This window comes from Rhizobium sp. Root491, assembly GCF_001427205.1.
Lineage (GTDB): Bacteria > Pseudomonadota > Alphaproteobacteria > Rhizobiales > Rhizobiaceae > Agrobacterium > Agrobacterium tumefaciens.
This window is the reverse complement of record NZ_LMFF01000015.1, coordinates 37922-63028: the sequence shown is the minus strand read 5'-3', so window position 1 is coordinate 63028 and position 25107 is coordinate 37922. Positions and strand designations below refer to the sequence as shown.

Here is a 25107-nt window from a genome sequence, read left to right as displayed (position 1 = left end):
CGCAAGTTCCCAGAATAAGCATAAAAGAGCCGAGCGACGTCCGCATGAAAATGCCGGTTCAGACAAGGCGAAACGGACGGATTGCTAAATCGGCTGACTTACAGCATCGGCAAGTCATGAATGCGATGGCAGCAGCTTGCGGAAATAAACCACCCGTTCGGTCTCCTCAAACCCCAGCGCCGCATGCATACGGTGTGAATCGACATTGGCAATATCGGCATCGGAGGCAAGCTCGCTCACGCCCCTGCTGATCGCCCAGCGGGTGACCTCGGCGATCAATGCCGCGGCAACGCCCTGACCGCGGAATTCTTCTTCCACATAAACGCCTTCGAGAAACGCAACAGGCGAGGTATCGCATCCGTTGACATAATCCCGCCGGAGGCTGATGTCGGCGAAACCGATGGCCATTCCGACCAGATCATAGGCAATGAAACCGGCGTCGTTGTCGGAGAGGTTCTGCAATTCCGCCCTGTGTTCGGCAACAGAGGCATCGGGCCATAAACGGTGGCGCAAAAGGGACCAGTCGTCCAGAAATGCTGCGGCGTCCCTGATGGAAAATTGCAGGCTCAAGCGACGACCCCGCAAAACACGTCCAACCCCTCAAGCTTCACGATCCCGGCGTCGAACAGCGGCTCAAAACCCGGCATCGGCAGGATATCCGTGACCTCCATACCCTTCGGGACAGGAAATTCAACCGCCTCACGGGTCAGGTTGAAAACGAACAGCAGTTTTTCGTCACCCTTGTGGCGCGTGAAGGCCAGCAGATCGAGATTGGTCTTGATGAAGTCCATATCGCCGTCGCGCAATGCTCCATGGGTTTTGCGGAAGGACAAGACCGCGCGGTAGTGGTTAAGAACCGAGTCCGGCTTGCGCTCCTGCGCATCCGCCGCCTGCATGGCGTGGGCATAGGGCACCGGCAGCCACGGCTTTTCCGCGCTTGAAAAACCCGCATTCGGCTTGCCGGTTTCCCACACCATCGGCGTGCGGCACCCGTCACGCCCCTTGAAGGCGGGCCAGAAGCGAATGCCGTAGGGGTCACGCAAATCCTCGAAGGCCAGTTCGGCCTCGGTCAGGCCCAGCTCCTCACCCTGATACAGACATATCGAGCCGCGCAGGCTGGCGAGAACGCAGATGGCGAGCTTCGCAACCCGCGTCTGCTCCTCGGAGCCTTCGGAAAACCGGCTCAGATGGCGCACCACATCGTGGTTGGAAAAAGCCCAGCACACCCAGCCATCCGTCACCACCTTGCCAAAGGTCTCGACCGAGCCCCGCAGGTGTTTTGCGCTGAAATCCGGGCCAAGCAGATCGAAGGTATAGCACATGTTGAGTTTGTCGTTGCCGGATGTGTAGGCCGCGACCGTCTTCAGCGAGCGTGCGCCGTCCCCCACCTCGCCCACGGTGGCGCGGCCCTCATATTCATCGAGAAGCGCGCGGAAGCGCTGGAGGAAGGCCACGTTTTCCGGCCGCGTCTTGTCGTAGAGATGATCCTGCATGCCGTAAGGATTGACGTCGGACGCATCGAGACCAAAGCTTTCGTCGTCCAAAAGCGGCGGGTTGTCGCGCAACAGCTTGTCGTGGAAATAGTGATTGACGGTATCGAGACGAAAACCGTCCACGCCGCGATCGAGCCAGAACCGTACGGTTTCCAAAAGCGCATCCTGAACATCCGGATTGTGAAAATTGAGATCCGGCTGCGAGGCGAGAAAGCTGTGCATGTAATATTGCTTGCGCACGCCATCCCATTCCCATGCCGGCCCGCCGAAAACGGAAAGCCAGTTGGTGGGCGCCGTGCCATCCGGTTTGGGATTGGCCCAGACATACCAGTCCGCCTTGCTGTTGATGCGGCTTGCACGGCTGTCCACGAACCAGGGATGCTTATCGGATGTATGCGAAATCACCTGGTCGATGATGACTTTCAGCCCCAGCCGGTGCGCCTCGGCCATCAATGCATCGAAATCGGCAAGCGTGCCGAACATCGGATCGACATTGCAATAATCGGATACGTCATAGCCCATATCGGCCATGGGAGAGGTGAAGAAAGGCGAGAGCCAGATGGCATCGACGCCGAGCGAGGCGATGTAGGACAGCCGCTTCGTCACCCCGGCAAGATCGCCGTAACCGTCGCCGGTCGTGTCCTGAAAGGATCGCGGATATACCTGATAGATCACCGCCCCCTTCCACCAGTCCGATTGCGCTTGGGATTTGTGGACCGGGGCATGGGTTGTCGGCATGAGCGATCTCCTGATGAGGGTTGGTCCGAGAATATAAAGCAGCTGTCCCTGCGTAAACCGGAACTTCGCAAATGCCCAAAATCACCTCGAAGCGGGCTTGTCAGGCACCTCCTGTCGTCGTAATCCCGAAGGTAAAGCAAGTGGAGGATGACGGCGTGGGCGGACGGTTTCTGTCGATTGGCGAATGTATGGTGGAACTGTCGCAGGCCGGAAACGGGCTGCTGCGCAAGGGTTTTGCCGGTGATACCTTCAATACGGCATGGTATGCACGTGCCTGTCTGCCAGAAGACTGGTCCGTCGATTATTTCACGGCACTCGGCGACGATCCTCTTTCGCAGGACATGCTGGCCTTCATTGCAGATGCCGGTATCGGCACGGAAAAAATCCGCCGCATCAAGGGCGGCACACCCGGCCTTTACCTCATCAACCTCAAGGATGGTGAGCGCACCTTCAGCTATTGGCGCAACGCCGCCGCAGCAAGGCAACTCGCAGCAGATGCGGACCACCTGCGCAAGACGGTGGAAAGCGCCGACGTCATCTATTTTTCTGGCATCACGCTCGCCATTCTCGCCTCGCCGCACGATGTAGATACTTTCCTTGCGGAACTGCGCCGCGCCAAGGCAGCGGGCAAGCCCGTGGTCTTCGACCCGAACATCCGCCCGCGCCTCTGGTCCGACAAGGACACGATGCTGGAGACGATTACCAACGGCGCACGCGCCGCAACGCTGGTAATGCCAAGTTTCGATGACGAAGCCAGCCATTTCGGTGACACATCTGTCGAGGCCACAATCGAGCGTTACCGTGCGCTCGGCGTCGCCAACATCGTCGTCAAGGATGGCGCAAAGGGTGCGACACTCGATTTCAGCGGCGCACGCAGCCACGCTCCGGCGGTAGAAGCCGTGGATGTGGTGGATACGACAAGTGCAGGCGACAGTTTCAACGGCGCGTTTCTCGCCCGATATGTAACCGGCAGTTCGCCGCATGACGCCGCCGTCTTTGCCGCACGGGCAGCGGCAACCGTCATCGGCCATCACGGCGCGCTGATCAGCCCCGAGCTTCTTCCGCTGGTCGGATGATGCCAGACGGAACCGGCTTCTTGACACCTGTGCTTGTCACAGGGATGACCAGGAGCGGGTATTACGGACAGAGCAAGCTTGTGTGTGCAAAGGACACTTCTCTACCCTTATCCGCCCTGACATGATCCTGTAACACGCACGCCGCATATACGGGCGGAAGCCGGGTGGTGGGGAATCGCCCGCGCGCAGTCGAGCAGGATCGGTGTTTCATGACGAGAATCACGATTGTCACAGATGCCTGGCACCCGCAGGTCAACGGCGTGGTTCGTTCCATCGAAAATACCAATACGGAACTCGCGCGGCTGGGCGTGGATGTGCACATGGTGACACCGCAGAGTTTCTACAGCATCCCCTGCCCGACCTATCCGGAAATCCGCCTGTCAGTCGCCGGCTATCGCCGTGTCGCGGCGGAGATTGAAAAAAGCCAGCCCTCCTTCGTGCACATCGCCACCGAGGGTCCGCTGGGTTTCATGGCGCGGCGCTGGTGCGTGAAGAACAGGATGCGTTTTTCCACCAGCTATCACACCCGCTTTCCCGAATATGTCGCGGCGCGCTTCCCCATCCCGGAAAGCTGGCTTTACGCTTTCGTGCGCTGGTTTCACAATGGCGGCAACACCTGCATGGTGGCGACGCCAAGCCTCGAGACCGAGCTTGAGGCCCGCGGGGTTCGCAACTTGAAGCGCTGGAGCCGCGGCATCGATGCCGAACTGTTCCATCCACGTCCGAAAACGTCGCTGCCTTTCGATCTGCCAAGACCGATCTTCATGACGGTCGGTCGTGTGGCGGTGGAAAAGAACCTGCCTGAATTCCTCGACCTCGAGCTGCCCGGATCGAAGGTCGTGATCGGCGATGGCCCGGCCCGCCATGAATTGCAGGAAAAATATCCGGACGTGCTGTTTACCGGCATCAAGACCGGGGAAGAACTCGCGGCTGCCTATGCGCAGGCCGATGTCTTCGTTTTCCCGTCCAAGACCGACACATTCGGCAACACCATTCTAGAAGCGCTGGCGAGCGGTGTGCCGGTGGCCGCCTTCCCCGTTACCGGGCCGATCGATATTCTCGGCGGCAATCCCGGGGCAGGCGCGCTGAATGACAATCTTCGCGACGCGTGTCTTGCAGCGCTCCATTGTTCATCGCAGGAGGCCCTGGCGCTTTCCAAAAGCTACAGCTGGGAAAAGGCATCGCGGCAATTCCTCGACAACGTCATTCACGCCGCCGGAAAATCCCTGCCGCTTTTGTCCCGCTCACGACTTGCCTGACGTGGAGACACATTGATCCCCGACATTTTATCGGGGAACGGTGGACGAAACAAAGCAGGAGTGTCACAAGACGATCTGGACGCGACCGCCGTTATCTTTAGAACGGGGTCGGGCTGCTGATTGACGTCAGGCGGCTGCCGCGAGATCACGCTGGCCGTCCTAATTTCACAAAGACTTATCCCGTCTCAGATCACCACGCGCCGACGAGCGCCTGGCCGGAAAGCGGCACCGTCCGCGCCTTGCCGTTCCGCTCCGTGACCGAAAGCGACGGGGACATCTGTTTCGGCGACTTGCGGAACCAGTTTGCGGCGACGCTCGCCAGATCGCCAATCATCGCCTGTTTATGCCAGTCGGCAAAACGCCGCGCGGTGGCTTCCGGCTCGGAGCGGTAGAAGAAATCGCCGGATTGATCGAGATCGTTGATGGAAGCCGCCATGGCCGATAGCGGACGCTGAAACATCTTCGGGGGCACGGAAAGTTCGCGTGCGCTCTGCGAAAAAGCGGGCGCCATGAAATCGATAGCCCATCCGTCCGCTTCGACCCAGCAATGGAAATTATCGCCAGCGCCCGTTACGTAACCATCGTCACGATGGTCCGCAAAAAGCATGACCGTTCCACCCAGATTATAAGCGGCAAGCCCGCCCTTCGGCACAGCTTTCACCTTGTAATGCTGCTGAAGGATGAAGGCGACGAAGGTGCTGAAATACATGCAGGCCGTAGCCGGGTCGGCATTGTCGTTGACGAGCAGGCTGTTGATGACGCGGTAAATCCGGTGATAGTCGGTCTGCTTGATCAACATGGTTTTTTACTCGCCGGTTTTATGGTTATCGGAAGGCAACGGGAGAGACCGGTTCACCGTCGATCTCGATATTGGTGAGACCTCTGCCCCACGCAACGTCATCCTCGGGCTTGTCCCGAGGATCTACCTCCCGTGTCGCAAAATCGAAAGTTTGCAGATTCTCGGGACTAGCGCGAGAATAACGGAGGAGAGGTTTTCAGCAGCCGATTACCGCCTCTTCTTCGCCTTGCTCTCGAATGGATTCTCCGAGCCACGATAATGCACGCGGAGCGGCACGCCCGGCATGTCGAAATCCTTGCGCAGACCGTTCACGAGGTAGCGCGTGTAGCTCTCCGGAATGGCTTCCGGTCGGGTGCAGGAAATCATGAAGGCCGGCGGGCGCGCCTTTACCTGCGTCATGTATTTCAGCTTGAGGCGGCGGCCGGAAACGGCCGGCGGCGGATGCTGCGTGGTCTGCGCATCGAGCCAGCGGTTGAGCTTGGCGGTCGAGATGCGGCGGTTCCAGATCTTGTCGGTATCGATGATGTTCTGCATCAGCCGGTCAAGGCCATAGCCCGTCTGGCCGGACATCGGCACGGCACGAATGCCGCGGGCCTGCGGCAGAAGCCGCTCGGTCTTTTCACGCAGATCGGCCAGAAACGCCTGCGGATCTTCAACCAGGTCCCATTTGTTGAAGGCAAGCACGGCGGCGCGGCCTTCGCGGATAACGAGATCGACCAGCTGCAGGTCCTGCTTTTCGAACGGAATGGTGCTGTCGAACACGATCACCACCGTTTCGGCGAAACGAATGGAGCGCAGGGAATCCGCGACAGAGAGCTTCTCCAGCTTTTCCGTTACCCTGGCCTTGCGGCGCATGCCGGCCGTGTCGAACATCTTGATGGTGCGGCCGCGCCAGTCCCACTCGACGGAAATACTGTCGCGGGTAATGCCCGCTTCCGGGCCGGTTAGCAGGCGGTCTTCACCAAGGAAACGGTTGATGAGGGTGGACTTGCCCGCATTCGGTCGGCCGATGATGGCGACGCGCAGCGGCTTGGTCTCATCATAAACAGGCTCTTCTTCTTCCTCTTCTTCGCTGCCTGGCTCAGTGCGCGGAAGAACGATATCGGTCTCCGCCTCATCCACTTCAGGCGGGAAGGCAACGTCTTCGCCAATCGCCTCGACGATGGCGTCGCGCAGGTCGATCATGCCCTGGCCATGTTCGGCCGAGATGGCGCACGGATCGCCAAGACCAAGCGTAAAGGCATCGTAGAACCCCGCATCGGAACCACGCGCCTCGGACTTGTTGGCCACCAGAACCACCGGCTTGCCACGACGGCGCAGCATTTCGGCCAGCGTTTCATCGGCGGGCGTCAGGCCTGCCTTGGCGTCAACGACAAAAAGCGTCACATCGGCTTCGTCGATCGCCGCTTCGGTCTGCGCCCACATGCGGCCCTGAAGCGTCTCCGGCCCGGATTGCTCCAGACCGGCAGTATCGATGATGGTGAAACGAAGGTCGACAAGCTTCGCGTCGCCGGGGCGGCGGTCACGGGTTACGCCCGGCGTATCGTCGACAAGCGCCAGCTTCTTTCCGACCAGACGGTTGAAAAGCGTGGACTTGCCGACATTGGGGCGCCCGACTATGGCGACGGTGAAGCTCATTGATTGTTAATCCTTGGAGGTGGGAAAGCCGTGTTAGACAGCTTTGCCCGAAGCAGTGATATTGTCGAGCATGATCTGTGCGCGGTTCGTCACATTGCGTGGCGCCTGCGCGTCGCTGACGATCTGCTCGAACCATTGTTTGGCCTTGGTGAAATCGCCAGCCTTGTAGGCGGCAAGACCAAGGGCTTCGCGAGCCGATGCACGCATGGTCTGGCCTTCGCCGCTCAACGGCTCCGCAAGTGCAACGACCTGATCATACGTGCCGTTGTCAACCAGCAGCCACGCCGCGCGCACCTTCGCCGTATCGCGGAAGACCTGCGGGGCAGACGTGTCGTTGCCGATCGCGGTGAAGGCAGCGATGGCGCCGGCCGCATCGCCCTTCTGCGAAAGCAGCGTCGCAGAACGGAACTTCGCCAGCACCGGATAATTGCCATGACCGGAGGTTTCAAGATCGGCAAAGGCCTTCAGCGCTTCGTCCGTCTTGTTGTCGGAAGCAAGCTTCAGCGCCGCAATGAACTGGTCGCCGGAATTGGAAGCGCGGCTAGTGTTCCAGTATTCGTAGATGCCGGCACCGGCGGCGCCCACAACCACGAGAACGGCGGCGCCAACGACCACGATACCGTAGCGGCCCCAGAAACGGGAAAGCTGCTCGGAACGGATCTGCTCGTTCACTTCGCGGATAAAGGTATCATTTTCGTTTGCCATCAAATTCTCCGTTACCCGCGCGGAGATCGTCGCCGATCCATCCGTTCGCAGACATACCAAGCCGCTTACCCGGGTCAGCAAAAGTCCGGCCGACGGGTCATGGTCGGCCTTCTAGCCTATTTTGCCTGATATGTAAGGGGGAAACGTTGATTTCCTACATGGCGATGGGCTGAACGCCGATCAACCATTCGTGCAGTTTCAGGATGAAAGCGCCCCAGAGAACGATGCCGCCGACGATAGCCACCAGATCGTAACGGCCCGAGACGAAGGGACGGACCACTTTTTCACCCGCTCTTTCCCGGCGCTTCAGCGAAATCCGCATCACCACACCCCAGGCGAGGAACGATGCAAAGAGAAGAATCGAAGAGGTCTCTCCATTCGCCAGAAGATGGGCGAGCGCCCAGATCTTGACCGCCAGAATGAGCGGATGTTTTGTTCTGGTTGCGATGTGGCCAGCCGGGATGAGGCTGGCGATAAGACAGATCATCGCGGGCAGCATCAGGGTCACGGCGAGGTGGCTCGTCCAGACCGGCGGGTTCCACAGAAAGCCGGTTTCCTGTCGCGCCTCGCCAAACGCATAGATGACGAGACCGAGCGTTATGAGGCTTGCGAGAGAATAGACGCCCTTGAACGGTCCTTCTCCCATCTTCGCGATCATCTGCGCGCGAAATCGCGGCGCAAACACCTTCAAAAGATGCGTCAGGAAAAACAAGGCAAGACAGAGTACGAGAAAAAGCATGGAACACGGTCCCCCGGTGGAACGGAATGCGGCCTCATTACCGCGACGCAGAAAAGGAATTAGGCTGAAAGACGTAAAAAAGCCAGTTTATTCAAAGCTTCGCCTTATTCCACCCGCAAAAGGCAGCGGTGTTTCACATGACGGATGCCTGATGTTTCGCCCATTGACTGCTTTTTCCCTGTCGCTCTGCCTTGCCCTTCCCGCTTTTGCTGAAAATGCGGAGAAGCCGAAGCAACTCGTCATCGTTTCTTTCGACGGTGCGGGCGACAATTCGCTGTGGGAAAGAAGTCGTGCGACGGCGAAGGAGGTCGGCGCGCATTTCACCTATTTCCTTGCCTGCACGCTGGTGATGGACCGCAAGACCAGCGCCAAGACCTATCAGGGCCCCGGCCAGAAGGCCGGGCGCTCCAATGTCGGCTTCGGCCAGTCGCCGGAAGAGGTGGAGACGCGGCTGCGCAACATCTGGTCGGCCTATCGCGAAGGCCACGAAATCGGCAATCACACCTGCGGGCATTTCGATGGCGGCCAATGGACCGCCGAGCAATGGGACGGCGAGTTTACCACCTTCACCAGCACGCTGGAAAATGCCTGGCAGATGATTGGCAAGAAGGGTGAAGAACCCGAAGGCTGGCGCGACATGGTGAAAAACATCAACGGTTTCCGCGCGCCCTATCTTTCGCAGGGGCCGGCGCTGACCGCGGCTCAGAAGAAACACGGCTTCGTTTATGACGCCACCAGCATCACCAAGGGACCGGAATGGCCGGTGGAGCGCGACGGCATCGAACATTTCGGTCTGCCGCTGGTTCCGGAAGGCCCCGGCAATCGCCCGATCATCGCCATGGACTACAACCTCTTCATCCGCCACTCCATCGGCATCGAGACGCCGGACCGCGCGCAGGAATTCGAGGACCGCGCCTATGCGGCGTTCCGCACCGCTTTCGACAAGCAGTATAATGGCGAACGCATCCCTCTGCAGATGGGCTTCCATTTCGTGAAGATGAATGGCGGCGCCTATTGGAACGCCTATGAGCGGCTGCTGCGCGAAGTCTGCCGCAGCGACGATGTCGCCTGCGTGAGTTACGCCGAGGCCATGCCGATCATCAAGGCGCGCAGGAAGCAGAAGACAGAGGGCTAAGGTCCCCGGATACAATGCAAAAGGGCGGCCAGTCGGCCGCCCTTTTTGTTTTCCGTCAGGGCTTGTTGGCCGCCAGCTCTCCGGCTTCCGCTTCCCGCTGAAGATAACGCTCGTCGATTTCAGGCAGGGGCTTGTCATCGATCGCGGCCTCGAAAGCCACAAGACGTTTGTGGATGGACAGCAGCTCGATGATCGTGGTCCAGGAATTGACCAGATACTGGAACGAATTACTGACCTGACCGAAGGCCGTGGCGATCTGCTGGTAGATACCATAGGTGATCTTGCCCGCCACGATGGTGGGAACAAGCATCAGGAGCAAGAACACGGCATCGGCCTGAATGTAGAAATACCGCGCGACGTTGAAGTAGAGGTAGTGCCAATACATGCGGAAATAGTTTTTCCGCACATTGGAGTAAAGCTCCTTGACAGTCGGCGGCTGGGCGCGGTCGGCGTGATCCTCACCGTAGACCAGTTCCTTGCGATAAGCCGCTTCCACACGCTGGTTGCGGAAATTCAGGCCGGGCAGCTTGATGCCGACCGTCGCCAGAAGCACGGTGCCGAACACGGACCAGACAATCGCCAGCCAGAACAGCGCGTGCGGCACTTCGCCAAGGATCGGCAATTCGGAGACGTAGGACGACAGCGCAAACAGGATCGGCAGAAACACAACAAGCGTCATGACCGAATTGATCAGGGTAATACCCAATCCCTCCAGCGTGGAGGAGAACCGCATCGTATCTTCCTGAACGCGCTGCGAGGCACCTTCGATGTGGCGCAGCTTTTCCCATTTTGACATGTAGAAGTCGTTCATCGCGGTGCGCCAGCGGAAGATATAATGGCTGGTGAAGAAATCCGTGAGGATCGACACAGCCATGCTGAGAAAGGCGATCTTGGCGAAAACAATCTGAAGACTGTAAAAATCCCAGACTTCGATACCCGGCTGTTTTGACAGCGCATTTTGCAGGAGATCGCCGAAAGGCCGCCGGAAATTGTTGATGACGACGGAAATCTGAACGCCGAAATAGGTCACCGCGATAATCAGCAGCGATCCCCATATGGACCAGAACTTCCAGGGGTGATCCTTGGCGAGAACGGTCCAGACAGCCCCGAACAACACCAGGCACAATGCCAGATAGGCGTAGAAGAACAGATTGGCGGGAACCAGAAAATAGCTGAGATCGTAAGGTTCTTGCTCGGGCATCACGTAGCCCCAAGACCTGCCTAGCCCTTCAACGATGAAGTACCATCCAAGAATGGCGACAAAGGCCCAGACGATGGCGGAGGTGAAGAACAATTTCGGTTTGGGAAAGAAAGAATGAAACACGTTTAGAACTCACGCGCGTTTGAAGTCAGCCATTATTGGCGAAGCACTAGATGGCCCGAACCTAGGGCAGAAATTTGTGCACAGCAACGAAGAAGCGACGACCTTAACAAGATGTAAGGCGCAAACGGCGGATCGATCCCGCAAGGAACCCCTGAAATCGCCCCTTGTGAGGCGCAATATGCCCGGGCGAATTTAGCGCCGCCGCTCCGTGGCGAGAACCGGCAGCATCAGGAGAATGCTGGCGACAAGCACGCCAGAGGCGAGAATACTTGGTGCAGTAAAACTTCCCGTCACCTCGGCAATCCAGCCGGCGGCGAGTGGTCCGACGATCTGTCCAGTACCGAAGGCTGCCGTCATCAGGGCAAAGGCGCGGCGTGGGCTTGGGCCTGCAAATTCCCGGCCGAGCTGAAGGCCATAGGCGGTGATGACCATGAAGGTCAGCCCAAGAAGCAGACCGCCGGCAAGCACGCCCGGAACGGGTGGCAGCATGACGGAAGCGAAGACGCCGACGGCTTCCACAGCAAGAACGATCACGAAAGCGCGCTTCAGACCCTGCGATTTCAAGACTGGCTTCCAGAGGAAAAGCGAAATGGCGGCGGCACATCCCGTCACGAACCAGGCCAGAAATTCCACGAAAGCGCCAGCAGCAGCCATGCGTGCAATCGCAACAATGAAGGTGGCGGTGATGACGTAACCGAAGCCGAACAGCCCATAGGCGAGCGTCGTCAGAAAGAGCGGCTTCGTCCATTTGAGCGTCGGCTCCGACAGCGCAGAGGCATGCCGGGGTGGCCCGGCGGGCAGCACCCGCCAGACGAGAAGAAACGTAGCGAAGGAAAAGACGGCACCGGCAATCCACTCCTCCCGCCAGGAGGCACCGCCGCCATCAAAAACGACGCCGATGAGATAGACCACGAGCGAGGAAATCGCGATGCCGGCACCGACGCCGCCATAATGCAGCGCCTGAATATGGTCCTTGCCGGCTTTCATGGCGTGGCCGATGACGATCTGCGACGTGAAGATCATGGTCATCGCACTGGCAACGCCGGCGAAAAACCGGATCAGGGTGAAGGCCGCAACGGAGTTGAAGGCTGCCATGGCAAGCAGCAACGCGCCCGTGGAAAACAAGCCGCAAAGGGCGACCAGCCGTTCGCGCCCCGAGCCCCATGAATATGCGGCGAGAACCGCCCCCGCGAGATAACCGGCGAAATTTCCAGCCGCAACAATCCCCGCATCCCCCGCCGATAGCGGAACATCAGCCATCATGCCGGGAAGAATGGGGGTAAAGGAAAAACGGCCGAAGCCCATGGCGGACGCCATCATCAAGGCGCCGGCGAAACCGAGTGCAGTCAGATGTTTGGGGGAAAGTGGCTTGTCGATGCTCATGTACGGCTTATCGCAACCGCACTGCCACGGAACAAGCGAGTTATTTTGATCGGCAGCATAAGCCGTCTTTGTTGGTACGAGATGCAAGGACCTTGTTGCCTGCGCATCCTTATCCACCCTCATTCCTGTGCTTGTCACAGGAATCCAGCCGACGCGCGTCCGCGCGGCGAGAGAAGTCCTTTCAGCCCAAGGACTTGGGCTGGCTGGATCCCTGTGACAGGCACAGGGATGAGGGAGGAGAAAGGTCAACGAATGCGGCAAACGTTGTAATTGGCGCACTCAGCTACGAAACTTGGTGTCTCGTAAAGTGGCGGTCTTCACCACTCACTCAACCAGCGTCAGCACCAGCGGGCCGTTCTTCGTAGCAACCACGGTATGTTCATACTGCACGGTCGGCGCGCTCGGATCGCTATAGAGCGTCCACGGATCGTCGTCGCCATCTTCAGCCCAATAGGCACCCGTTGACAGGAAGGGCTCAACGGTGAAGACCATGCCCTCCTGCATGATGCGCCGCTCACCCTTGTCCGGCCAGGTCGCCAGTTCCTTTGGCTCCTCATGCAGGGAGCGGCCGATGCCGTGGCTCGCCAGATTGGTGATTAGCGTGTAGCGGTTCTTTTTTGCAAAGGAGCCGATGGCATTGCCGATATCGGCAAAGGGCCGACCGGTTTTCACCTGCTGCAAGCCCGTCCACATGGCGCGCTTGCCATCGCGGCACAGCCGCTCGATCTCCTTTTTCACCGGCGGCACGGCGAAAGACGAACCCGTATCGCCGAAGAAACCGCTCTTCACCGCCGAAACATCGATATTGACGAGATCGCCCGCCTTGATGATGCGCGGGCCGGGAATGCCATGCGCAACCTCTTCGTTGACGCTGATGCAGGTCGCGCCGGGAAACTGGTAGCAGAACTCCGGCGCCGATTGCGCGTCGTTATCCTCCAGTACCTTTCGGCCGATCGCATCCAGTTCGGCCGTGGTGATACCGGGTTCCAGCGCATCCGCCATGGTCTGCATGGCCACGGCGCAGATGCGACCGATATCCTTTAGCAAAACCAGTTCTTCGTCGGTGGAGATGACCATGTTTCTGTCCGTCGTTCTAAATGGCGGGTCTGAAGACGCCCGCCTTGGTAATAATCAGGCCGTGGCTTTCACCGGATCGGCACTCCCCGTCAATTCTTTTCTGACAACAGGCGCGACTTTCGTACCATAAAGCTCGATGCCGCGCATGATCTGGTCATGCGGCATCAGGCCGATTGCCATCTGCAACAGGAAACGGTCGTTCTTGAAAACGCCGTGCGCCTTGATGATCTTTTCCGCCACCAGCTCAGGTTCTCCAAGGAAGAGGTTGCCCTCCGGCCCACGCGCCGCATCGAAATGCGCGCGGTTTGTCGGACCCCAGCCGCGCTCGCGGCCGATGCGGTTCATCACCTCTGCCTGCGGTCCGTAAAACTGGTCCGCCGCCTTGTCGGTGGTGTCGGCAATGAAGCCGTGCACGTTGATGCTGGTGCGCAGCCTGGTCTTTTCCTGCCCCGCCCGGCGTGCAGCTTCGTGATAGAGATCGAACAGCGGCGCGAAACGGCGATATTCGCCGCCGATGATGGCAAGCGCCACCGGCAGCCCCATGGCGCCGGCCCGCGCCACCGATTGCGGTGTGCCGCCAACCGCGATCCAGACCGGCAGACGCTCCTGAAGAGGACGCGGATAGACCCCGCGCCCATTGATGGCGGGGTGTTTGGTGCCGGACCAGGTGACGATTTCGTTCTCGCGCAGCGCCAAGAGCAGATCGAGCTTTTCCGCAAACAGCACGTCATAGTCTTCGAGGTCGTAACCGAACAGCGGATAGGATTCGATGAAGGAACCGCGCCCGGCCATGATTTCGGCACGGCCGTTCGACAGGAGATCGACGGTGGAGAATTGCTGGAAGACCCGGACCGGATCATCCGAACTCAGAACCGAGACAGCGCTCGTCAGGCGGATATTCTTCGTCTTCACCGCCGCCGCCGCAAGCACGGTGGAGGGTGAGGACGCGACATAGTCCGGGCGGTGATGTTCACCCAGCCCAAACACATCCAGTCCGACCTGATCGGCAAGCTCGATTTCCTCAAGCAACTCGCGCAGCCGGCGCGCACCTTCCGGCCCACGGCCATCGGCGGGGTTGGGATTGACATCCGCAAAAGTGTAAAGACCGAGTTCCATAGACGATACCTCTGTTTGATTGTCTGAGAGATAGGCACGGACGGCCCTTCAGACAAATGCAAAATCTGGCGTAAAATCTGGATGCTTAGCTTCGAAAAAGTGGATGGACGCCGGCGCATTATGCCCCATGCCGGCCTCCCCCGAAATCGCGCCCGAAATCGCGATTGCCAGCCCGCCCCCTTTGGGCATAACCTGCTTAAATATGTGCGAAGTAATGCAAAAAGGGGAAAGCATGCATCGGACAGTTATCGTGACAGGCTCCACAAGTGGCATCGGCCTTGGCATCGCACAGAGATTTGCGAGGGAGGGCGCGAATATCGTGCTGAATGGCTTCGGCGACGAAGACGAAATTGAAAAACTCCGCCTCTTGCTGGAAGCCGAAAGTGGCGGGCGTGTGCTCTACCACCCGGCAGATATGACGAAACCGGACGAGATTGCCGACCTCATCAATTCCGCGCATGAAAAGCTTGGTTCGGTCGATGTGCTCGTCAACAATGCCGGCATTCAGCACATCGCTCCGATCGAGGAATTTCCGACGGAAAAGTGGGATTGGATCATCGCCATCAATCTGACCAGTTCCTTCCATACGATGCGCGTTGCGATACCCCTGATGAAGAAGGCCGGCAAAGGCCGTATCATCAACATTGCCTCTGCCCACGGTCTCGTCGCCTCGCCGTTCAAATCGGCCTATGTGGCAGCCAAGCACGGCATCATGGGCCTGACGAAGACGGCGGCGCTCGAGCTTGCGCAGACGGGCGTCACCGTCAACGCCATCTGTCCCGGTTATGTGCTGACGCCGCTCGTCGAAAAGCAGATACCGGAAATGGCCAAGGTGCGCGGCATCAGCGAAGAGGCGGTGAAGAACGACGTGATGCTGGAATTGCAGGCGACAAAGCAATTCGTCACCATCGATGACGTGGCAGCAGCGGCGCTGTTTCTGGCAAGCGATGCCGCCAGCAACATTACCGGCACGCATATTTCCGTCGATGGCGGCTGGACAGCGCAATAATCGACGACATCTCTTTCCGTTTTGGAAACAATGAATTGCCAAAACGGAAATCGATATGCGCGCGCGGGCGTGCATAGATAGCAGATTGGGAACCGGCTCAACCGGACAAAAAGCAAGGCAGTGCATGAACGACGCGATCAGCTTCATCCTCAACAGCGAAACCATTTCGCTTAAGGGTTTCGGACCGACAGACACGCTTCTCGATTATCTCCGCCTTCAAAGACGGCTGACCGGGACGAAAGAAGGCTGTGCTGAAGGTGACTGCGGCGCCTGCACGGTGTTGGTCGGGCGGCTTGTTGATGGCTCGCTGCGTTATGAAAGCGTCAATGCCTGCATCCGCTTTTTGGGCTCGCTGCATGCAACCCATATCGTGACGGTAGAGCATCTGGCCGGCCGCGATGGCACGCTTCACCCCGTGCAGCAGGCAATGGTGGATTTCCACGGTTCCCAATGCGGTTTCTGCACGCCGGGCTTCATCATGTCGCTCTACGGCCTGTGGCTTGCCAGCGAAAACCCGTCCCGCGCCGATATTGAAAAGGCGCTGCAAGGCAATCTCTGTCGATGCACGGGTTACGAGCCGATTGTGCGGGCTGCCGAAAAGATTGCAGCCGCCCGCCCGAGTGCGCTGTTCGACCCGCTGCAACGCGACCGCACCGATATCATGGCAAGGCTCTGGGCGATCCGCGCCAATGAGACCATTACGGTCACCCGCGGCGAGGATCGGACCATCATCCCGGCAACGCTTGCTGAATTGACCGATATCTATGCCGCCGAGCCGAAGGCTACCATCGTTGCCGGTTCCACCGATGTCGGCCTGTGGGTGACAAAGCAGATGCGGGCGCTTAACCCTGTCATCTTCATCAACAACCTCGGCGATCTGCAGGGTATTGCCGTGGATGAGAACGGCGTGACGCTCGGTGCCGGTGTCACCTACAGCCAGGCCTTCAAGACCATTGCAGAACATTTCCCGCCGCTTGCCCGGCTGTTCGATCGTCTTGGCGGCGAACAGGTGCGCAATATGGGAACCATCGGCGGCAACATCGCCAACGGTTCGCCCATCGGCGACACGCCCCCGGCCCTGATCGCGCTCGGCGCCACGCTCACCTTGCGCTCGTCTTCCGGCAGCCGCACCTTGCCGCTGGAAAGCTATTTCATCGATTATGGCAAACAGGACCGGCTGAGCGGCGAATTCGTCGAAAAGCTTTTCATTCCGTTCCAGAAACCCGAAAGCCACTATGCCGTCTACAAGATTTCAAAGCGGCGCGACGAGGATATCTCCGCTCTCTGCGCCGCCTTCAATCTGACGCTCGATGCCGATGGCGCAGTCGAAAACATCCGCATCGCCTTTGGCGGTATGGCCGGCACGCCGAAACGCGCCGCGCATCTTGAGGCGGCACTTCTCGGCAAGCCCTGGTCTCAAGAAACGATCGATGCGGCACGCGATGCGCTGGACGATGATTTCACCCCGCTAACCGACTGGCGCGCCACCGCCGAATATCGGCAACTGACGGCCAAGAACCTGCTGACGCGGTTCTTGCTTGAGACTTCGGGCGAAAAGCAGGAACTCACGCGTTTCTCGCTGGCGGAGGCGTGATCATGGAAAGAGCAAGCCTCCCCACCTCCCTCATTCCTGTGCTTGTCACAGGAATCCAGCCGACGCGCGTCCGCGCGGCGAGACAACCCTTTCAGCCCGACGATTTGGGCTGGCCGGATTCCTGTGACAAGCACAGGAATGAGGGTTTATTGTCGCTGTCATATGCCGCAATTGATGAAGGAGAGGCTTGAACCATGGACACGACAAGCTTCGATAAGACCAAGACCGAAATCGACGGCCCTGTACACGCCTCGCTCAGGCACGATTCTGCCCATAAACATGTGACGGGCAGCGCCGAATATATCGACGATATTCCCGAACCCGCCGGCCTCGTCCACGGCGCGCTTGGCCTTTCCGACCGGGCCCATGCCGAAATCGTCTCGATGGACCTTTCCGAAGTGGAAGCTACGCCGGGCGTGTTATGGGTGATGACAGGCAAAGACGTGCCCGGCGAAAACGACGTCTCCTCCGGCGGGCGTCATGACGAGCCGCTGCTGGCCGAAACGAAGGTTGAATTTCACGGCCAGCCGATCTTCGCGGTCTTCGCTGAAAGCCGCGATATTGCTCGCAAGGCCGCCCGCAAGGCGAAAATCGTCTACAAGGACCTGCCGCATTTCACCGATATCGACACGGCGATTGAAAATGGCGGTGCGCTCGTCATCGATCCGATGACGCTGAAGCGTGGCGATGCGAAGCTCGAAATGGACGTGGCACCCCGCCGCCTGACCGGCACAATGCGGATCGGCGGGCAGGAGCATTTTTATCTCGAAAGCCACATCGCCATGGCCGTGCCGGGCGAGGACGATGAGGTGACGCTGTGGAGCTCCACCCAGCATCCGAGCGAAATCCAGCACATTGTCAGCCACATCCTTCAGGTGCCATCCAATGCCGTCACGGTGCAGGTGCGGCGCATGGGCGGCGGTTTCGGCGGCAAGGAAACGCAAGGCAACCAGTTCGCAGCCCTTTGCGCCATTGCCGCCAAGAAGCTGAACCGGGCCGTGAAAATCCGCCCCGACCGCGACGAAGACATGACCGCCACTGGCAAACGCCACGATTTCCGCGTCGATTACGAGCTAGGCTTCGATGAGGAAGGCCGCATCCACGCCGTCGACGCCACCTATGCGGCCCGCTGCGGCTTTTCCTCCGACCTGTCCGGCCCGGTAACCGACCGCGCGCTGTTTCACGCCGATTCCAGCTATTTCTATCCGCATGTGCATCTGACCTCCCGGCCGCTCAAAACCCATACCGTCTCCAACACCGCCTTTCGCGGTTTCGGCGGCCCGCAGGGCATGCTCGGGGCTGAGCGGTTCATCGAGGAGATCGCCTATGCCGTCGGCAAGGACCCGCTCGATGTCCGCAAGCTCAATTTCTACGGCGAGACCGGTTCGGGCCGCACCACGACCCCCTATCATCAGGAGGTCGAGGACAACATCATCGCCCGCGTCGTCGAGGAACTGGAAGCATCCAGCGAATACCGCGCGCGCAGGCAGGCAATTGTCGAGTTCAACAAGACCAGCCCGATCATCCGCAAGGGCATTGCGCTCACACCTGTCAAATTCGGCATCTCCTTCACCATGACCGCCTTCAATCAGGCGGGCGCGCTGGTGCATATCTATAATGACGGTTCGATCCACCTGAACCATGGCGGCACCGAAATGGGCCAGGGCCTCTACACCAAGGTGGCGCAGGTGGTGGCCGATGCCTTCCAGGTGGATATTGGCCGGGTGAAAATCACCGCCACGACCACGGGCAAGGTGCCCAATACGTCGGCCACGGCCGCCTCGTCCGGTACGGACCTTAATGGCATGGCCGCCTATGACGCCGCCCGCCAGATCCGGGAAAGGCTCATCAAATTCGCCGCCGAGAACTGGAACGTGCCGGAAGAAGAGGTTGTCTTCCTGCCAAACCGGGTGCGCATCGGGCTTGAGGAAATCGCCTTCAACGATTTCATCAAACGAGCCTATTTCGCCCGCGTCCAGCTTTCCGCCGCCGGTTTTTACAAGACGCCGAAAATCCATTGGGATCGTGCCGCAGGCCGCGGCACGCCGTTTTATTATTTCGCCTATGGCGCGGCCTGTTCGGAAGTGTCGATCGATACACTGACCGGCGAATACATGATGGAACGCACCGATATTCTCCACGATGTCGGCAAGTCGCTGAACCCGGCCATCGATATCGGCCAGGTGGAAGGCGCCTTCGTGCAGGGCATGGGCTGGCTGACGACGGAGGAATTATGGTGGGACGGCAAGGGGCGGCTGCGCACCCACGCTCCCTCCACCTACAAGATCCCGCTTGCCTCCGACCGGCCGAAGATTTTCAACGTTCAACTGGCGGAATGGTCGGAAAACGCCGAGCCCACCATCGGCCGCTCCAAGGCCGTGGGCGAACCGCCTTTCATGCTGGCGATCTCGGTTCTCGAAGCACTCTCCATGGCCGTCGCGTCCATCGCCGACTACAAGGTCTGCCCACGCCTCGATGCGCCGGCAACGCCCGAGCGGGTGCTGATGGCGGTGGAACGGTTGAAGAAGGTGTGAGGGGAGACATAATGACGTCCCTCTCCCGCTTCCTCGCCAGCTCCGGACCTGCAATCCTCGTGGAAATCGAGGCCGTGAAAGGGTCATCGCCGCGCGAGGCGGGAACCTTCATGCTGGTAAGCCGGAAGGCGCTGTGGGAGACCATCGGCGGCGGGCAGTTCGAATATATGGCGATAGACCATGCCCGTGCCATGTTGAAGAACGGTACGACCGAAGACGGCATGGATATTCCGCTCGGCCCCGAAATCGGCCAGTGCTGCGGCGGCCGCACCCTGCTCCGCTTCCGGCTGGTAACGCCGGACATCGCGGCAGCACTCGAGGCAAGGCTTAAGGCTGAAACCGAGCAGCAGCAGGCCGTTTTCATTTTCGGGGCGGGCCATGTCGGCAAGGCGCTGACAGATGCTCTGTTGCTTCTGCCTTTGACACTGACCGTGGTGGAAACCCGTGAAAACGAGTTGCGCGATCTTTCAGCCGGTGTCGTATCCGTGCTGACCCCCATGCCGGAAGCGCTGATCGCGAAAATTCCCGCAAACGGCGCTGCGATCATCGTCACCCACGATCACGCACTCGATTTCCTGATTGCAAAGGAAGCGCTTGCCCGCGACGATCTCGCTTATGTCGGCATGATCGGCTCGAAAACCAAACGCGCCACCTTCGCCCATTGGCTGGAGCGAGAGGGAGAACCCCCTTCCCGCCTTCAAAAACTCATCCTGCCGATCGGTGGAAGTAGCGTCAAGGACAAGCGCCCCGCCGTCATAGCGGCCCTTGTGGCAGCCGAGTTGCTGCAAGCATTTTCCGCTGCCGAAACCCGTCGCACCGAAAATCAGCGCGGCCATCCTCAAGACCAAGATCACGCCTGATCCCGTCGGGCAGGCTTTCATCTACCAGATTATCCGGTCGAAGGCTTTCAAGGGAAAACCGTTCCGCGGTCCGCAGACCCGCGCGCAGGCGGGACCACGCGCGCAAGAGTGCTGTGCGCATGTTCGTCTCCATTTAAAAAATGTCAGAAGCTCAGTTGATGAATTGAGCTAAAAATGCTCTGTTTTCCGGATAAAAACCAATGAAACCTTTGGCAGTTGGCATAAAGAGAACTTATCCATGAAAATGTCCCGCCAGTTCCCCCTGAACGCCCTGCGCGTGTTCGAAGCCGCTGCCCGGCATCTCAGCTTCACCAAGGCCGGTGAGGAACTGGGCATGACGCAGACGGCGGTCAGCTATCAGGTGAAACTGCTGGAAGAGAATGTTGGCGAGCCGCTTTTCATCAGAAAGGCGCGGCAGGTTGTGCTGACCGAGGCCGGGCAGAAACTGGCGCCGAAAGTTGCGGAAGCCTTCAACACTTTACGGGAGGCCGTCGACAATGTCCGTGACACCTCTGACACCACCCTGACCATTCACTCCACCGCGACTTTCGCATCGCGCTGGCTTTCGCGGCATCTGGGAGCTTTCCAGCTTGAACATCCCTCGATCGCCGTGCGGCTCGACACATCAAGCGCATTGATTGATTTTACGCAGTCCGATTGCGATGTCGCCATCCGCTGGAGCAGCGACGATGGCAAAGGACTGATCTATCATCAGTTGCTGCGGGGCGTTTACACGCCGATGCTGCATCCGAACCTTGCCGAAAGCATCGGTGGATTGAAAAAGCCGGAGGATCTTCTGCGCCTGCGCATCATCGATCCGGGTGACATCTGGTGGAGCCAATGGTTCCGGGAAGTCGGCATCGAAAATCCGGGACTCGACCGTTATCCGCGCAGCCGCCTCAGCGTGCAGGCTTTCGAAGCCGCAGCGGCAATTGCCAGCCAGGGGGTAGCCATGCTCACCCCTGAACTTTATGCGGACGAGATTGCCCTCGGCCGCCTTTATCAGCCCTTCGAGCACCTTAGCAACGAAGGTAAGAACTACTGGCTCGTCTACCCTGAAAACCGCAGGAACATTCGCAAGATAAGGCTGTTTCGCGACTGGATACTGAAGCGGATCGACGAAAACCGGCCGCAAACATCTCAATACCCCATATCAGGCGCATAAAAGCAGCGCGGCGTGTCCTCGTCCGGGAACAGACAGAGATGATATTCTCCGTCCTCGGATCGTCTTGCCTCACGCTGCGACCAGCTGAAGACATGGCGCCGCGTCACCAGACGATGATCGCCGGGCGCAAGCGAGACCTCGTAACCATCCTGCGTGACACGAACACTTCGCGTAGGGATCATCTGGCAATCGCCGGTTTCGGCGTCGCCATTGCAGCAGTAGCTTTCATATTTGAACCCCTTGTGGGATTCATGCGCAAGCGCCGTGGCGTTGAACGCCATCAGCAGGAAAAGAACTGTCAGAACAAGGCGCATCGGCACGGTCTCCGTTGAAAACAACGGCGGCTGCCGGAAGGTCATTGCGTCACTTCATTCAAAATCCAAGCATCAACGCATACCCGGACGCAACGGCACCGGGAACTGCAACACCTGCCCCTGATCTGCCCCCCCGCCCCCAGGGTTCGCAGCACCCGCTTTCGGAATGAACCGCCAGCGAAAACATGTCATTGAAGCCCTGCGCCTCTGACCGAAAACCGGAAAGAACATGCGCAACATAAATGTGTCAGAGTGCCCTTCGAAGCGTCCTTTCGGACGCAGGTCGCTCCAAGGCCCCGCAGCCCAATCGTTTTGCACATCAGCAGACTGCTCAACGGATAATAGCTGAGTCGCGTTAGCCAGCTAAGCACAAACTCAGCGGCAGGACGGCTCCTTGACGATTGGGCGGGGCCGGAAGCGGGGCGTCGCAGCGCCTGCGCCAAAGTTGTGGACACGAGCGTACGGGATTGTGAACAATCATCGTGCGGTGTTTGCTTTTCCCTTTCCTAACGGTCAAATTTCTCGCAAGGTGCGCTGCACAAGGATCAGGGGAACCGAATGTACGAATATGCCATTGCGTGGGAATGGATGGCCTTTGCCGTCCGCTGGCTCCACGTCATCACCGCCATCGCCTGGATCGGCTCGTCCTTCTATTTCATCGCGCTCGATCTTGGGCTGGTCAAACGGCCGCATCTGCCGCCGGGGGCCTATGGCGAGGAGTGGCAGGTGCATGGCGGCGGTTTCTACCACATCCAGAAATATCTGGTCGCCCCGGCCCAGATGCCCGAACACCTGACATGGTTCAAATGGGAAAGCTACGTCACCTGGCTGTCCGGCTTCGCCATGCTGTGCATCGTTTATTACGGCGGCGCCGACCTTTTCCTCATCGACCATTCGGTGCTGGCGCTCACCCAGTTCCAGGCCATCTGTCTGTCGCTGGCATCGCTTGCTGTCGGCTGGCTGTTTTACGATTTCCTCTGCAAATCGCCGCTTGGCAACAATACCTGGGGCCTGATGGTGGTGCTTTACGTCGCGCTGGTGGCGATGGCGTGGGGCTATACGCAAGTCTTCACCGGCCGCGCCGCCTTCCTGCATCTCGGCGCTTTTACCGCCACCATCATGTCGGCGAATGTGTTCTTCATCATCATTCCCAATCAGAAGATCGTCGTTGCCGACCTGATCGCCGGGCGCACGCCGGACCCGAAATATGGCCGCATCGCCAAACAGCGCTCATTGCACAACAACTACCTGACGCTGCCCGTCATCTTCTTCATGCTGTCGAACCATTATCCGCTGGCCTTTGCGACCGAGTTCAACTGGATCATCGCAGCACTCGTCTTCCTGATGGGCGTCACCATCCGCCACTGGTTCAACACCACCCATGCCCGCAAGGGCAAGCCGACATGGACCTGGCTGCTGACCGCGCTCATCTTCATCGTCATCATGTGGCTTTCCACCGTGCCGAAGGTGCTGACCGGCGAAGAAGAACAGAAGGCGGCAACGCTTTCGCCGATGCAACAGCAATTCGTCAGCGACGCCCATTTCGCGAGCGCCCGTGATGTCGTTCAGGGCCGCTGTTCCATGTGCCACGCCGCCGAGCCGGTGTGGGAAGGCGTGCCCTTCACGCCGAAATCTGTGAAGCTCGAAACCGACGCGCAGATCGCCGCACACGCCCGCGAAATCTATTTGCAAGCCGGCCGCAGCCATGCCATGCCTCCCGGCAACATCACCGCCATCACCCCGCAGGAGCGCAAAGTGCTGACCGCATGGTACGAAAGCGCTGTTTCCGCGGGCAAAGACGCCAAGGAAAAAACCGAATGAGCATGGTTCTGCTGCGTGGCCGCCTGTTAAGCTTCCGCCGCGCGCCGCTCGCAATCGACGATACGCAAAGCTATCTCTACATCGAGGATGGCGGCCTGCTTATCGAAAACGGCAAGATCGCCGCCATTGGCGACTATGCCGATATTCGCAAGCAGGCACCTGATGACATTGAGGAGAAGGACCACCGCCCTCATCTCATCGTGCCGGGCTTGATCGACATGCACCTGCATTTCCCGCAGATGCAGGTCATCGGCTCCTATGCCGCCAACCTTCTGGAATGGCTGAATACCTATACTTTCCCGGAAGAATGCCGTTTCGTCGAAAGCGCGCATGCCCAGCGCATCGCCACACATTTTTACGATGAGCTTCTGCGCCACGGCACCACCACGGCTGTCGCCTATTGCTCCGTGCACAAGACGTCAGCCGATGCGTTTTTCACTGAGGCCCTGAAGCGCGGCATGCTGATGGTGGGCGGCAAGGTGATGATGGACCGCAACGCCCCGCAGGGCCTGCTGGACACGCCGGAAACCTCCTATGACGAGACCCGGGCCGTCATCGCCGACTGGCACGGCAAGGGCCGCAACCACGTCGCCATCACGCCCCGCTTCGCCATCACCTCTACGCCTAAACAAATGGAAGCAGCCCAGGCGCTGGCGCAGGAATTTCCCGATCTCTTCATCCAGACGCATCTTTCCGAAAATCTGGACGAGATCAAATATACCTGCGAGCTCTACCCGGAAGCGACCGATTACACCGACATCTATGTGCGTTACGGCCTGATGGGCAACAAGACCCTGCTCGGCCACGCCATCCACCTCTCGGAACGTGAGGCGGACGTGCTGTCGGAAACCGGTGCAGTCGCCGTGCATTGCCCCACATCGAACCTCTTCATCGGTTCCGGCCTCTTCCCGATGAAAAAGCTGCAACGGCGCGAAAAGCCGGTGCGCATCGCAGTCGCGACCGATATCGGCGGCGGATCGAGCTATTCCATGCTGCGCACCATGGATGAGGCCTACAAGATCCAGCAATTGCTGGGCGAACGACTGAACCCGCTGGAAAGCTGGTATCTGATGACGCGCGGCAACGCCGAAGCGCTTTCCATGGTCGACCGCATCGGCACGCTGGACGCCGGCACGGATGCCGACATCACGGTTCTCAACGCCTCTTCCACGCCCGCCATGGCGCTGAAGATGGAAGTGGTGAAAAGCCTGACCGAAGAACTGTTCCTGATGCTGACCATGGGTGACGACCGCACAGTCGTCGAGACCTACGTCGCCGGCAAGGCGATGAAAAGCGCGCTTGCATAGTTCGGTTTAGGCCGAAACATC

The 25107-nt window shown here is 59.2% G+C and carries 21 protein-coding genes; 10 read left to right on the top strand and 11 right to left on the bottom strand.

What is annotated here, in order from left to right; translation table 11 throughout:
- Nucleotides 1-114 precede the first annotated feature (114 nt).
- Together aac(6') and ASD46_RS16985 are read right to left on the bottom strand one after the other, a co-directional pair.
- Entirely contained in the window at nt 115-570 is a 456-nt protein-coding gene (gene aac(6'), locus ASD46_RS16990; RefSeq protein WP_025594205.1) for an aminoglycoside 6'-N-acetyltransferase, read from the bottom strand.
- Entirely contained in the window at nt 567-2231 is a 1665-nt protein-coding gene (locus ASD46_RS16985; protein WP_025594206.1) for an alpha-glucosidase family protein, read from the bottom strand. The genes aac(6') and ASD46_RS16985 overlap by 4 nt, the downstream gene beginning before the upstream one ends.
- 155 nt (nt 2232-2386) lie before the next feature.
- Here ASD46_RS16985 and ASD46_RS16980 point away from each other — a divergent pair, with 155 nt between their 5' ends.
- Together ASD46_RS16980 and ASD46_RS16975 are read left to right on the top strand one after the other, a co-directional pair.
- Entirely contained in the window at nt 2387-3307 is a 921-nt protein-coding gene (locus ASD46_RS16980) for a sugar kinase (RefSeq protein WP_003513625.1), read from the top strand.
- A 209-nt stretch (nt 3308-3516) separates the two neighbouring features.
- Nucleotides 3517-4566, top strand: a complete 1050-nt coding sequence (locus ASD46_RS16975) for a bifunctional monoglucosyl/glucuronosyl diacylglycerol synthase (protein ID WP_013636642.1) — start codon at nt 3517-3519, stop codon at nt 4564-4566.
- Between the two features lie 190 nt (nt 4567-4756).
- Here ASD46_RS16975 and ASD46_RS16970 read toward each other — a convergent pair whose 3' ends face one another.
- The 4 genes from ASD46_RS16970 to ASD46_RS16955 form a co-directional block, all read right to left on the bottom strand.
- Nucleotides 4757-5365, bottom strand: a complete 609-nt coding sequence (locus ASD46_RS16970) for a DUF2026 family protein (protein ID WP_060642534.1) — start codon at nt 5363-5365, stop codon at nt 4757-4759.
- A 207-nt stretch (nt 5366-5572) separates the two neighbouring features.
- Complete coding sequence (gene der, locus ASD46_RS16965) at nt 5573-7003, bottom strand: ribosome biogenesis GTPase Der (RefSeq protein WP_013636644.1); 1431 nt, start codon at nt 7001-7003, stop codon at nt 5573-5575.
- A 33-nt stretch (nt 7004-7036) separates the two neighbouring features.
- A complete protein-coding gene (locus tag ASD46_RS16960) occupies nt 7037-7708 on the bottom strand; it encodes a tetratricopeptide repeat protein (RefSeq protein WP_013636645.1) in 672 nt (223 codons plus the stop codon).
- 154 nt (nt 7709-7862) lie between these two features.
- Nucleotides 7863-8447, bottom strand: a complete 585-nt coding sequence (locus tag ASD46_RS16955; RefSeq protein ID WP_025594211.1) for an NnrU family protein — start codon at nt 8445-8447, stop codon at nt 7863-7865.
- A gap of 151 nt (nt 8448-8598) precedes the next feature.
- Between ASD46_RS16955 and ASD46_RS16950 the strand changes: the two genes are divergently transcribed.
- The gene (locus ASD46_RS16950; RefSeq protein ID WP_013636647.1) at nt 8599-9582 is read left to right on the top strand and encodes a polysaccharide deacetylase family protein; all 984 of its coding nucleotides are present in this window, start codon (nt 8599-8601) and stop codon (nt 9580-9582) included.
- 55 nt (nt 9583-9637) lie between these two features.
- Here the strand turns inward: ASD46_RS16950 and sbmA are convergent, their stop codons facing one another.
- From sbmA to ASD46_RS16930, 4 genes are all read right to left on the bottom strand, one after another.
- A complete protein-coding gene (gene sbmA / locus ASD46_RS16945) occupies nt 9638-10906 on the bottom strand; it encodes a peptide antibiotic transporter SbmA (RefSeq protein ID WP_003513636.1) in 1269 nt (422 codons plus the stop codon).
- Nucleotides 10907-11098: 192 nt separating this feature from the next.
- Entirely contained in the window at nt 11099-12289 is a 1191-nt protein-coding gene (locus ASD46_RS16940; RefSeq protein WP_025594213.1) for an MFS transporter, read from the bottom strand.
- 324 nt (nt 12290-12613) lie between these two features.
- On the bottom strand, nt 12614-13366 hold the full coding sequence (gene map / locus ASD46_RS16935) for a type I methionyl aminopeptidase (RefSeq protein ID WP_003513640.1): 753 nt from the start codon (nt 13364-13366) through the stop codon (nt 12614-12616).
- A 54-nt stretch (nt 13367-13420) separates the two neighbouring features.
- On the bottom strand, nt 13421-14482 hold the full coding sequence (locus ASD46_RS16930; RefSeq protein ID WP_003513642.1) for an LLM class flavin-dependent oxidoreductase: 1062 nt from the start codon (nt 14480-14482) through the stop codon (nt 13421-13423).
- A 232-nt stretch (nt 14483-14714) separates the two neighbouring features.
- Between ASD46_RS16930 and ASD46_RS16920 the strand changes: the two genes are divergently transcribed.
- The 5 genes from ASD46_RS16920 to ASD46_RS16895 all read left to right on the top strand — a co-directional run bounded on the left by ASD46_RS16920 (nt 14715) and on the right by ASD46_RS16895 (nt 21644).
- Nucleotides 14715-15491 (top strand): 3-hydroxybutyrate dehydrogenase, encoded by a 777-nt coding sequence (locus tag ASD46_RS16920; protein ID WP_025594214.1) that lies wholly within the window; start codon nt 14715-14717, stop codon nt 15489-15491.
- A gap of 124 nt (nt 15492-15615) precedes the next feature.
- Nucleotides 15616-17085, top strand: a complete 1470-nt coding sequence (gene xdhA, locus ASD46_RS16915) for a xanthine dehydrogenase small subunit (RefSeq protein WP_025594216.1) — start codon at nt 15616-15618, stop codon at nt 17083-17085.
- Between the two features lie 194 nt (nt 17086-17279).
- Nucleotides 17280-19619: a xanthine dehydrogenase molybdopterin binding subunit gene (gene xdhB / locus ASD46_RS16905; RefSeq protein ID WP_025594218.1), complete on the top strand. Its 2340-nt coding sequence runs from the start codon at nt 17280-17282 to the stop codon at nt 19617-19619.
- 11 nt (nt 19620-19630) lie between these two features.
- Nucleotides 19631-20479 (top strand): xanthine dehydrogenase accessory protein XdhC, encoded by an 849-nt coding sequence (gene xdhC / locus ASD46_RS16900; RefSeq protein ID WP_025594220.1) that lies wholly within the window; start codon nt 19631-19633, stop codon nt 20477-20479.
- Between the two features lie 238 nt (nt 20480-20717).
- The gene (locus ASD46_RS16895) at nt 20718-21644 is read left to right on the top strand and encodes a LysR substrate-binding domain-containing protein (RefSeq protein WP_003513655.1); all 927 of its coding nucleotides are present in this window, start codon (nt 20718-20720) and stop codon (nt 21642-21644) included.
- Here the strand turns inward: ASD46_RS16895 and ASD46_RS16890 are convergent.
- Nucleotides 21620-21958, bottom strand: a complete 339-nt coding sequence (locus ASD46_RS16890; RefSeq protein WP_003513656.1) for a hypothetical protein — start codon at nt 21956-21958, stop codon at nt 21620-21622. The two genes, ASD46_RS16895 and ASD46_RS16890, sit on opposite strands and share 25 nt — an antisense overlap.
- A 558-nt stretch (nt 21959-22516) precedes the next feature.
- Between ASD46_RS16890 and puuD the strand changes: the two genes are divergently transcribed.
- Both puuD and guaD read left to right on the top strand, forming a co-directional pair.
- Complete coding sequence (gene puuD, locus ASD46_RS16885; protein WP_025594222.1) at nt 22517-23779, top strand: urate hydroxylase PuuD; 1263 nt, start codon at nt 22517-22519, stop codon at nt 23777-23779.
- Entirely contained in the window at nt 23776-25086 is a 1311-nt protein-coding gene (guaD, locus tag ASD46_RS16880) for a guanine deaminase (RefSeq protein ID WP_025594223.1), read from the top strand. Before puuD ends, guaD begins: the two co-directional genes overlap by 4 nt.
- Nucleotides 25087-25107: the final 21 nt, after the last annotated feature.